This window comes from Maribacter huludaoensis (assembly GCF_029350945.1).
Taxonomy (GTDB): domain Bacteria; phylum Bacteroidota; class Bacteroidia; order Flavobacteriales; family Flavobacteriaceae; genus Maribacter; species Maribacter huludaoensis.
Genome location: NZ_JARKMS010000001.1, coordinates 1,106,035 through 1,118,145 on the forward strand (window position 1 = coordinate 1,106,035; position 12,111 = coordinate 1,118,145).

At 38.5% G+C, this 12,111-nt stretch carries 10 protein-coding genes; all 10 read left to right on the plus strand.

Features of this window, described 5'->3' with window-relative positions; genetic code table 11:
- Position 1 precedes the first annotated feature (1 nt).
- The 10 genes from PXC01_RS04770 to PXC01_RS04815 all read left to right on the plus strand — a co-directional run bounded on the left by PXC01_RS04770 (position 2) and on the right by PXC01_RS04815 (position 11,843).
- Complete coding sequence (locus tag PXC01_RS04770) at positions 2-625, plus strand: conjugal transfer protein TraK (protein ID WP_073240399.1); 624 nt, start codon at positions 2-4, stop codon at positions 623-625.
- Entirely contained in the window at positions 606-1,535 is a 930-nt protein-coding gene (traM, locus tag PXC01_RS04775; RefSeq protein ID WP_073240398.1) for a conjugative transposon protein TraM, read from the plus strand. Before PXC01_RS04770 ends, traM begins: the two co-directional genes overlap by 20 nt.
- 32 nt (positions 1,536-1,567) lie before the next feature.
- Positions 1,568-2,401 (plus strand): DUF4138 domain-containing protein, encoded by an 834-nt coding sequence (locus PXC01_RS04780; protein WP_073240397.1) that lies wholly within the window; start codon positions 1,568-1,570, stop codon positions 2,399-2,401.
- Between the two features lie 7 nt (positions 2,402-2,408).
- A complete protein-coding gene (locus PXC01_RS04785) occupies positions 2,409-2,771 on the plus strand; it encodes a hypothetical protein (protein WP_073240396.1) in 363 nt (120 codons plus the stop codon).
- A gap of 3 nt (positions 2,772-2,774) precedes the next feature.
- On the plus strand, positions 2,775-3,035 hold the full coding sequence (locus PXC01_RS04790; RefSeq protein WP_073240395.1) for a hypothetical protein: 261 nt from the start codon (positions 2,775-2,777) through the stop codon (positions 3,033-3,035).
- Positions 3,036-3,406: 371 nt separating this feature from the next.
- Positions 3,407-3,718: a DUF6660 family protein gene (locus PXC01_RS18405; RefSeq protein ID WP_073240394.1), complete on the plus strand. Its 312-nt coding sequence runs from the start codon at positions 3,407-3,409 to the stop codon at positions 3,716-3,718.
- Between the two features lie 118 nt (positions 3,719-3,836).
- A complete protein-coding gene (locus PXC01_RS04800; protein ID WP_073240393.1) occupies positions 3,837-8,222 on the plus strand; it encodes a CusA/CzcA family heavy metal efflux RND transporter in 4,386 nt (1,461 codons plus the stop codon).
- 1 nt (position 8,223) lies between these two features.
- Positions 8,224-9,408 (plus strand): efflux RND transporter periplasmic adaptor subunit, encoded by a 1,185-nt coding sequence (locus PXC01_RS04805; RefSeq protein WP_073240392.1) that lies wholly within the window; start codon positions 8,224-8,226, stop codon positions 9,406-9,408.
- 9 nt (positions 9,409-9,417) lie between these two features.
- Positions 9,418-9,834: a Fur family transcriptional regulator gene (locus tag PXC01_RS04810; protein ID WP_073240391.1), complete on the plus strand. Its 417-nt coding sequence runs from the start codon at positions 9,418-9,420 to the stop codon at positions 9,832-9,834.
- Positions 9,835-9,875: 41 nt separating this feature from the next.
- The gene (locus tag PXC01_RS04815; protein ID WP_073240390.1) at positions 9,876-11,843 is read left to right on the plus strand and encodes a heavy metal translocating P-type ATPase; all 1,968 of its coding nucleotides are present in this window, start codon (positions 9,876-9,878) and stop codon (positions 11,841-11,843) included.
- Positions 11,844-12,111 lie beyond the last annotated feature (268 nt).

Below are 12,111 nucleotides of genomic sequence, written 5' to 3' on the forward strand. Positions count from 1 at the left end.
TATGAAAACACCATACAAGAACATATACAAGGTCTTAAAATTAAACAGATTTATCGTGTTGGCAGTTGTCATTTTTGCAATGCTGTCCAGCACCTTTTCACTTTGGATGGCTTTTAAAACGAATAAAAAAGCACTCAATAGCGCTTTCGCCATTAATACCGATGGCAGTATTATTCCGCTTAAACTCGTTACCCAAAAAGAAAATTTTCAGGTTGAAGCTTTAGCCCATTTAGACCTGTTCCATAAGTACTTCTATAACATTGATGCTAGCAATTATGAACGGAATCTGGAAAAGGCGCTTTGGTTGGGTAATAGTTCTGTGGATAATTTGTACCGTCAGAAAAAAGCAGATGGTGTCTATAACCGATTGCTACAATATTCGCTAGTTCAAAAAGTACTGAGTATAGACTCACAAATCGAAGAACAAAATGGAACATACGTATTTAGAACGGTTAGCGTCTTTGAAATTAATAGAGGTTCAATAATAGATACCTACGAACTCGTTTCTAGTGGAAACTTAATTCCAGTTGATAGAAACTTTCCAAACAATCCGCACGGTCTTTTGATTACGGAATACTTTGAAAACACACTTAAAAAATTATCTGATGAAAGTAGAGAAAAATAAAATTGTCTTTGCAGCTGTATTGGCTGTGATTTTCATATTCCTGATTTCCTATTCTGTAATGGTTATGGGCGATGATGAAAGTGAAACTGAAAACCTTGAACAGACCTTGATACCCGATTTGGACGAAAACCAAAAAGAGTATGATTCTAAATTGGATGCTATTAACGACCTAAAGGAAGTGCGAGAAAATAATGCGCCTAGTATCTACGATGAAAAACTAATTGATTCCTTGGGATTTTATGACCAAGACCTTCCGGAACGTGAAAAAGAACGTATTGTGGATAGTATTTATAATGCTGGTAAAATTCAATATTCTGAAAAACGATATCAAAATTTTGGACAAAGGAAAGTCGCTCAAAAGAATATCCAGCAAATTGACTCAGCCGATATTAAAAGAGAACAAAAAATTCAAGCTAAAGAATTGGGTCTAGAACATCAATTGTTTTTTGCTGCTTCGCCTAAACCCAATGCCTTTTCTAGTATTGGAAATACAGATGACAGTATCTATGTCATCGTTGATGGCAGCCAAATCGTAATGGCAAATACAAGATTAAGAATGCGCCTTACTAAATCGGCAACTATCAATGGTAAGCTGATGCCAAAGAATACACCAGTTTTTGGGTTTATTAGTTTTCAACCCAATCGCGCGCTGATTGAAATTGAAAATATTAGTCATCATCCTACAAAGCTCAAAGCATTCGATTTGCAAGATGGAAGCGAAGGTATTTATGTTGAGAATAACTTTAGAGCAGAAGCCACCACCGAAGTTCTTGACGACATTATTGGCGACATCAACATACCTGCCGTTCCGCAAGTAGGTGGAATTACAAAAGTTCTTAGACGTAGTAATCGTAACGTAAAAGTTACGGTTTTGAACAATTACAAATTAATCTTAAAACCAAAATTATGAGGCCTATAATGGGTATTTAAAAACGCACTCTTATGAAAAATTCAGTCTTAATAATAGCAGTCATATGTATTTCCGCTTTCGCGAAAGCACAAACAACCAAAGTTCTCGACACCATTTATGCCAACGACACCAAAAACGTTGCGCTGTTCTTTCCAGAACCTATTAGGCAAGGTGTAACTGGTTCGGATAATTTTGTCTTTACCTACAATCGTGAAAAAGAACAGTACTTTGGATTGCTTCAGGCAACCCCTGGAAAAGAAAGTAATTTATTGATAATCAATAGAAATGGGGCGATTTTTTCGTATATTATAAGATATAGAAAGCAGCTATCGAAGCTCAATTATTTCGTGTCACAATCAAGTAGTATAGGCAATGAAAAACCTATCATCATTGACACTACCGAAGTAACTGAAGTTGAGAATTTAGTAGATAACAGCAGATTTTACTACACAAAATTCTCTTCTTATCTTCTTGAAAGAAAGCAACGAATAGGTACGATACAAAAACGAAATGAAAGCATCGTTTTGAGTGTTGAGAATATAGTTTTTGATAAGGAAGAACTCTACTTTGTTATCCAGATTGAGAATAAATCGAGTTTGGATTACGACTTAAATTTCTTAAATCTCTCGCTAGAAACAAGACAAAAAGGCAAAAGAAAATCGTTACAAAAGCTGCTTCAAGAACCCATTTTTAAGCACAACGTACCGTCCAGAATAGCTGAGGGCGAAGTTGTAAAATTAGTTTATGTAATGCCTAAATTTTCAATAATTAATGACCGTAGATTAGTGGTTGAGCTGAATGAGAAAAATGGGGAAAGGGATTTAAAATTGAAGGTATCGCATAAGTATATCAATAACCCAAATTAAAATTGTTATGAAAAAAATCGTCATTTGCTCGCTTGTACTGTTGTTCCTTTCTTGTTCAGAAAGCACAACAAAATCCCCTTCTGAAACTGCCAAGGCAGTTGCGGGAAGTTTTTTTTCAAAAGATGAATCAGCTTTAAAAAAACATACTACTACAGAAGGCTATGCCAGTTTGATTACTGTACAGAATATGATACCGGATTCTGATAAAAACATCGAAGTGGAAATTTTAGATGAAGCTGTTGATGGCGAAATTGCCTGGATAAAATACAGCAGCACCTACGATGGGAAAACTGGAATTTTCAAGTTGGTTAGAGAAAACGGTCAATGGAAAGTTACCAGTAAAAGACCGAGGGAAAAAGGGCCTTTTTAAGCTATGGATAATGAACAGGTCCATAACAATAATATCCCTGATACCGCGTTTATAGCGCTGGATATTTTCAAGAGTATTATAAAAGGTAAAATTGAAGCCTATACCGCTTTTGGTCATAACCAATCAGACTTAATAGAACTCAACGATATTTTGAAAATTAATATCAAAGATATGGTCATCTCATCTAAACAAATTTCGGATGAAATCAGCGATGAGGATGTTGTGGAATTTGTATCCTATTACAATCGGTTAGTCCATGAATGATGGTGTAAACTGAACTCTGTCTAAAATAGATTTTATAGTTAATTTTATCTAGAAGAGATTACTTCACTATTTGCACCTTTTATGTAATAGTCCTCTATGCAAAAACTTTCTATTAAAAGTGCTATTTGTAAATAGTTACTAAATAATGTTGAGAAAGGTCCATTTAAACGGTCGTTATAAGTAGACTAAATCTGCAATTTTGAAAGTCTAAATAAAGGTGGGTTTAAACGTACTAGTTAAATTCTATGGAAATACCCTTATTTGAACTTTAGAAATTAAATGCAGTCCCGTACAACTTTCTTTTTTTAGGAACTCATAGCATAGTAAAGCTTTGCAATACAGTTGCATGAATTTCTTGTTATCTTTGGAAAGTGAAATCAATCGCAATCATATTATCGCTATATTTTTTGGCACTCAATTTCATTCCGTGTAATGATGGGAAGATGTCAAGTGATGATGCGGAAATCGAAAATGTAATCGCGATGGATGGAAATCATGACCATGGCGCAACCGACCTGTGTTCCCCATTTTGCAATTGCCATTGCTGCCATATCCATACCATCGAATCCAACATTATTTCGTTCGAACCCTTGATTCTTATGAATTTCAAGGAAAAATTTGCGCATTTCGATAGCTTCGGCAATGACATTTCACACTCTCTTTTCCAGCCTCCAAAGGCATAGTCAGTTTTACACTAGGATAACTATATCCGATTTTGACCGAGAAAGGTCACACTCCGCTGCGGACAATTGCAATTTTTTGGCATAATTCCGTGATGTTTAACTGTATTAAATTCTTTCTATGCTTAATAAAATTATTAGGTATTCCATAACCCATAAGCTGGTTATTGGTTTACTCACTCTAGCCTTGATTATCACGGGTGCTTATTCATTGCAACAGCTTCCTGTAGATGCCGTTCCGGATATTACCAATAATCAAGTACAGGTCATTACGACCTCGCCAACACTTGCAGCCCAAGAGGTTGAGCGATTAATCACTTTTCCCATTGAACTCACAATGACAACCATTCCCCAAATCGATGAAATTCGTTCTTTTTCACGTTTTGGATTATCGGTTGTAACCATTGTTTTTGAGGAGAATGTAGATGTGTATTGGGCAAGACAACAGGTAAACGAACGTCTGGCGGATGCTCAATCCCAAATTCCAGAGGGCATCGGTAAGCCAGGAATCGCACCATTGACTACGGGACTTGGTGAAATTTATCAATATGTCATTGCTACAAAGCCTGGTTATGAGGACAAATACACAGCAACAGAGCTTCGGACGATACAAGATTGGGTCATTAAACGCCAGCTATTGGGAACGAAAGGCGTTGCAGACGTCAGTAGTTTTGGTGGCTATCTAAAACAATATGAAATTGCAGTTCGTCCAGAACGCTTGAACGGTATGGGTGTTTCCATTTCCGACCTTTTCAGCGCACTCGAAAATAACAATCAAAATACTGGCGGTGCTTATATTGAAAAAAATGACAAAGCACTTTTTATTAGAAGCGAAGGCCTTGTTGGTTCGATAGAAGATATCAAGAATATTCTTGTAAAGCAGACAGAAAGTGGCATTCCTATTTTGATAAGTGATGTTGCAACAGTTCAAACAGGAAAGGCGATTCGTTATGGCGCAACAACCCGAAATGGCGAAGGCGAAGTGGTTAGTGCGATTGTTATGATGTTGAAAGGCGCTAACTCCGCCAAAGTAATAAAGGATGTAAAAGATAGAATTGAAACCATTAGCAAAACCTTGCCCGAAGGTGTGGTTATCGAACCCTTTCTGGATAGAACTAAATTGGTGGACAATGCCATTGGTACAGTTACCACCAATCTTGTGGAAGGTGCGCTTATCGTGATTTTCATTTTACTTTTATTGTTGGGCAATTGGCGTGCTGGTTTGATTACAGCATCCGTTATTCCTCTCGCTTTACTATTTGCGTTTAGTATGATGCATATTTTTGGTGTTTCGGCAAACCTGATGAGTTTGGGAGCAGTTGATTTTGGTTTAATTGTGGATGGTGCGGTCATTATTGTGGAAGCGACCCTATTCCATTTAGGGGCGTTAAAAATTTCCAGAAAATTGACGCAGGCTGAAATGGATGAAGAAGTGTATCAATCTGCAAGTAAAATTCGAAATTCAGCAGCTTTCGGAGAAATCATCATCCTAATTGTATATCTACCTATTTTAGCCTTGGTGGGAACGGAAGGCAAAATGTTCGGACCGATGGCGCAAACGGTAAGTTTCGCTATTTTGGGAGCATTCTTATTGTCGCTGACTTACATTCCAATGATGTCGGCATTGGTCTTGAGCAAAAAAACAGAACACAAGCGGAATATTTCCGATAAAATAATGGACTTCTTTTATTGCATTTACGAACCAATCATACATTGGGCAATGCGTACAAGAATTATTGTAGTTGGTAGTACCATTGCACTTTTCGTCACCGCTTTTTTAGTGTTCCAAAGCTTGGGTGGCGAATTTATTCCAACACTTGAAGAAGGCGATTTTGCGGTAGAAACACGAGTTATTACGGGAAGTTCCCTTTCAAATACAATAAAAGCGACTACCAAAGCTGAAAAAATCCTCTTGGATAATTTTCCAGAGGTGGAACAAGTCGTATCTAAAATTGGTTCGGGAGAAATCCCAACAGATCCGATGCCGATTGAGGCTGCCGATTTAATGATAATTCTTAAAGATAAATCAGAATGGGTTTCGGCATCCAACAGGGAAGATTTGGCAAATAAAATGGCTGAAGCACTTGAAGTTATTCCTGGTGTTACCTTTGGTTTTCAACAACCGATTCAAATGCGTTTTAATGAGTTGATGACAGGTGTGCGTCAAGATGTCGCCATCAAGATTTATGGCGAAGATTTAAATCAACTTTCTACCTATGCAAGCCAAATCGGAAAATTGGCAGGAACGGTGGAAGGTGCTGTGGATGTCTATACGGAGGAGGTCACGGGAGTGCCACAAATAGTCATCAACTACAATCGTGGACAACTTGCAAAATACGGATTGGATATAAAATCGGTAAACAATACGATTCAAGCTGCATTCGCTGGAGCTTCCACAGGCTTGGTGTATGAAGGCGAAAAGCAGTTTGACTTGGTAGTACGTTTGGAAAATAAAAACAGAACAGACCTTCACGATGTCCAGAATCTGTATCTCAATGGTGCCAATGGCCAACAGATTCCCTTGCAACAGGTAGCAAATGTTTCCATAAAAGATGGACCTTACCAAATTCAACGAGATGATACACGACGACGAATAATCGTAGCCTTCAATGTGCGTAATCGGGATGTGGAAAGCGTTGTTGATGAAATAAGTTCAAAAATCGATTCACAAATCAATCTGAAACCAGGCTATACTATTTCGTATGGAGGGCAGTTTGAAAATCTTGTGGAAGCACGAGAACGTTTGGCAATTGCAGTTCCACTCGCATTGTTGCTCATTTTTATTCTGTTATACTTTACGTTTGGGTCAATCAAACAAGGTGTGCTCATTTTTACGGCAATTCCATTATCAGCCATTGGGGGTGTGTTTGCACTTTGGCTTCGAGATATGCCATTTAGTATTTCTGCAGGAGTTGGATTTATTGCTTTGTTTGGTGTAGCGGTCCTAAATGGTATCGTTTTAATTGCGGAATTTAACCGACTTAAAAAAGACGGAATTTCAGATATTTTCCAACGCATCTATCAAGGCACAAAGACCCGTTTACGTCCTGTAATTTTGACCGCTTCCGTAGCCTCTCTAGGGTTTTTGCCAATGGCAATTTCCCAAACTTCTGGCGCAGAAGTACAGCGACCTTTGGCAACCGTAGTGATTGGTGGTTTGATTACAGCAACCTTTTTAACGCTCGTGGTATTGCCAATCCTCTATTATTATTCTGAAAAAAAATTAAAGATGAAACCTAATAAGACAGCTCTTGTTATGCTGATGGCATTATTCGGAAGTGCCTTTTCCATAAATGCGCAGACAACTTCTCAAGTAAAAGTCTATCAAAATATTGATGAAGTAATTGAAACAGCATTAAAAAACAATCCCAATATCAAGGTGTCACGTTTGGAGACAGAACAGCAGCAGGCATTGAAAGGCAGTAGTTTCGATTTACCTAAAACTGATTTTGGTTTGGAATATGGACAAATCAATAGCATTGCAGATAATGATACACGTTTTAGCGTTAGTCAAAAGTTTGCGTTCCCAACACTTTATGGAAGCCAAAATAAATTGGTAAAAACCAAAATTGAGGCAAGCGAACTGAATGAAGCGGTTCTAAAAAATGATTTGATTGCCCAAGTTAAATCCACGTATTACGAATTGTGGTATATCAAGAGCAAACAAATGGTACTGCAAAAACAGGACAGCATTTATGAACGGTTTGCCTACGCCGCGAACTTGCGTTATAAAACAGGCGAAAGCAATGCATTGGAGCAGGCAACAGCCAATGTGGAACTGGCAGATATTCAGATTATGATTTTGGATAACGCTTCTGTCCTTAAAAACCATCAACTACAATTGCAAAATCTGATGAATACAGATAGTTTGGTTGATATCAATGTAGGAAATTTAGAAGTAAAAACTGAAATGTTACCCCAGTTGAAGGATTCCACAGCAATCTCAAATAATCCAACGCTCGCTTTTTACCAAAAGCAAATCGAACTTGCCGAAAATGAAAAATCCGTGGCTGTTTCAAAACTATTACCAGATATCACATTGGGTTATTTCAATCAATCCTTTATAGGCAATGGCGAAACCGCAAACGGAACACCAACAGTATTCGATTCTGGAGATAGATTTACAGGTGTGCAATTGGGTTTGAGTATCCCAATTTGGTTAAAACCACACACAGCGAAAATCAAAGCTGCCAAAATCCAAAAAATGGAGAACGAAGCACAATTGGAAGCTATAAAAAACAGAGCGCAGACCCAGTTTGATACCTTATGGGAAACGCTTCAAACGGAGCAAACAAATCTGGAATCGTACAAAAACAATGCTTTGCCGCAAGCGGAATTGCTGTTGAAAAATTCCCAACGTGGATTTCAGGAAGGGGAAGTTGGGTATATCGAATACATCCAAGGGCTTAACAGGGCAATGACTATTCAAGTGAAATATTTGGATTTTGTAAACCAGTACAATCAAACACTCATAAAAATCGAAGAACTCATCGCTAATAATCAATAAAATGAAGAATATATATATAACAATCTTTTTTATCGTCGCTTTAATGTCAACAGGTTGTAAGGATAATGCACAACCAATGGTTGAAGATGACCACAAAGGAGAAGAAAATCAAGTTGAACTGACCGATGCGCAAATGGAACAGACCAACATTGTCATTGGTAAGGTTGAAAAACGAAAAATAGGACACGAAATCTCGGTAAACGGAATGATTGATGTGCCACCACAGGGCAATATTTCAGTTACAGTACTGTACGGGGGATTTTTGAAATATACCGAAATGCTTCCTGGTAGCAGAATTAAAAAGGGTCAGGTAATAGCAAGTGTGGAAAATCCAGAATTTATCGAGTTCCAAAGGGAATATTTGGAAGCTCTGGCAAATAATGATTATCTCAAAGCAGATTTTGACCGTCAGCAAACCTTGAACGATGAAAATGTAACATCAACAAAAGTATTCCAAAAGGCGAAAAGTATGTATTTGACCAATCAGGCAAACATCAAGTCGCTTGAAAGTAAACTTCGATTGATAGGTATAAACCCAACAAGTGTAAAAAATGGTAATCTATCAACTGTCGTGAATGTGTATTCGCCCATAAATGGTGTGGTTCGGGATGTTTATATCAACACAGGAAAATATTTCAATCCCCAAGATGTAATAATGGATATTACCGATGCAACAGATTTACATGTAGAACTTAAGGTATATGAAGATGATATTCCCTTGATTCGTAATGGGCAACGCATTCGCTTTAGACTGGCAAATGCACCGGAAGAATGGATGGAAGCCGAAGTATTTCTCATTGGAAGCAACGTGCGTGACGATAGGTCTATTACGATTCACGGTCATTTAAAGGAAAAAAATGAAGACTTATTGCCAGGAATGTTCGTCAATGCAGCTATTGAAGTGGAAGCGCAGGAACGATATGCCGTTCCAGAAGAAGCCATAGTTCGATTTGAAGCAAAACAGTATATTTTTAAATCCCTCGGAAAACGGAGAGAAGGTGAAAACCCGATGAATGATTTTGAAATGCTCGAAATCACAAAAGGTAACGAGGAAGAAGGTTTTGTTGCGTTCGAATTTGTCGATGAAACGCAGGACATTACTTCTATGGAAATTGTTTTAAAGGATTCTTTTACCCTTTTGGCAAAAGCAAAGAATAGCGAAGAAGAAGGAGGTCACGGCCATTAATAATAAAGCATGAAGGAAATAGAAAAAACATTGGAAAATAAAAATGTGCGTCCTACGGCAATGCGCATCTTGATCTATAAATATATGGCCGAAAAGGAAATTGCGGTCGCCCTTACGGATATTGAGAACGCTTTCGCGAAATCTGACAGGACTACGTTATACCGAACGCTGAAAACCTTTGAGGAAAAAGGAATCGTACACCAGATAGACGATGGCACTAGCACAACCAAGTATGCCTTATGTGAGCCCGGTTGTAACTGTGAGATTGAACAGGATTTACACCTTCATTTTCATTGCAGCAACTGCAATGAGACGGTCTGTCTGACTGAACATAAGATTCCACATATCAACCTCCCGGACGGTTACGTTGCCGAAGACGCAAATTTGGTTTTGAAGGGAATCTGTGACAAATGCAGCAGGCAATAAATGCACTTCTGTTGCATCAAAATAATTAGGAAATTACACTCATGAAAAAGAAAAAAGTAAACTTACGGGATTTAGACCCAAAGGAACACCAAGGCGGGCACAATCACGATGACGGACACAATCACGGCAGTCCAGAAGAAGCCTCCAATTTCAGAACTTATTTACCAGCGATTTTTAGCTTTGTAATGTTGATAGCAGGAATCGCCATTGATTATTTCGATGCTTTTCCATTTTTTAAGGGTTGGATTCGTGTTGTCTGGTATACGGTAGCCTATATTCCAGTTGGATTTCCAGTCATAAAAGAAGGATGGAACAGTATCAAGAATGGCGATTTCTTTACAGAATTTTTTCTAATGTCCATTGCAACCTTGGGCGCATTTGCCATAGGCGAATATCCCGAGGGTGTTGCGGTAATGCTTTTCTATGCCGTTGGAGAACTGTTTCAGAATGCTGCTGTTAACCGTGCTAAAAGAAATATAAAAGCATTATTGGACGTGCGCCCTAATGAAGCCTTGGTAAACCGTGATGGCGATTTCATTTCGGTCAATCCCGAGACTGTTCAGATAGGCGAAAAGATTCAGGTGCGTGTGGGCGAAAAAGTACCACTCGATGGTATTCTGCTTTCTGATAAAGGTTCATTTAATACCGCAGCTTTAACAGGCGAAAGCAAACCCGATACTATCGCCAAAGGAGATAGTGTTTTTGCCGGAAGCATAAATCTCGATGGTGTAATCGAAATCGAGACCACAAAAGAGTTTAAAGATAGTTCCATTGCACGAATTCTTGATATGGTACAGAATGCGACTGCAAGAAAATCAAAGACGGAATTATTTATAAGGAAGTTCGCAAGGATTTATACGCCTATCGTTGTTTTTCTCGCTATCGGTCTGACATTCTTGCCTTACTTTTTCGTGGATGATTATGTGTTTCGTGATTGGCTGTACAGAGCTTTAATATTTCTCGTGATTTCGTGTCCTTGTGCATTGGTCATCTCGATTCCTCTCGGCTATTTCGGTGGTCTGGGTGCAGCCTCGCACAACGGTATACTATTTAAAGGAGCTTCATTTTTGGATGCAATGACCAAAGTGACTACTGTGGTAATGGACAAAACGGGAACCGTGACCAAAGGTGTTTTCAAGATTAAGGAAGTAATAAACAGTTCCAATTTCTCGGAAGCGGTATTTATGAAATACTTGATGGCAATGGAAGAACAATCTACCCATCCTATTGCAAAAGCAATTCTGGAATATAAAGCTGAAGGTGCAGATTTAGATGCCACGAATGTTTCTGAGGTGGCTGGAAAAGGCTTATTGGGAACGGTTAATGGTAAGACTGTTCTGGTAGGGAATAAGGCTTTGATGACCTCAAATAACATCGAAGCTCCATCTGCAACCAATGACATTGTGGAATCCATCGTCATGGTCGCCATTGATGGAAAATTTGCGGGCTATGTGACCATTGCCGATGAACTAAAGGAAGATGCGCACCAAGCCATAAAGCAAATTAGGGATTCTGGGATTTCCAAAATCATTATGCTTTCGGGCGATAAGGATTCCATAACTCAACAGGTCGCAAAAGAATTGGGCATAGATTGGGCTAAGGGCGGTCTATTACCGGAAGATAAATTGAACGAAGTCGAAAAGCTCAAAGCACAACCAGATTTGAAGGTTGCCTTCATAGGCGACGGTATCAACGATGCACCGGTATTGGCAGCAAGTGATGTAGGTATCGCGATGGGCGGTTTGGGTAGCGATGTTGCCATTGAAACGGCGGATGTCATTATCCAGACGGACCAACCTTCAAAAATCGCAAGAGCAATTAAAATTGGGCGTTCTACCCGAAAAATTGTTTGGCAAAATATTGGTTTGGCATTTGGTGTAAAGATTATAGTTCTTATTCTTGGTGCTGGTGGACTTGCCACAATGTGGGAAGCCGTTTTTGCGGATGTGGGGGTGGCGTTGCTAGCTATATTGAATGCGGTGCGATTGCAGAAGATGAAGTGGAGTTAGTAAAGAAATAAAATACATAGATTTTAGTTCCTTAAAACGGCCGTTTTACAAAATGACTTGAAAATGTTGCTAACATATTCGCTTCCAGTTCAATTTGTCGTTCTTTTTAGTAGTTCCGGTAATTCACCTTTTACGGAACTAAAAAAGTATAATTAAACGATTGTTTAAATGTACTCTTAACATTATACTTGTTGTGCTTCGTTTCGTTATTGCAGTCAAACTCATTAAAGTATGCTTCAAAAATGCCACACTCTTTACAAAATCCGCT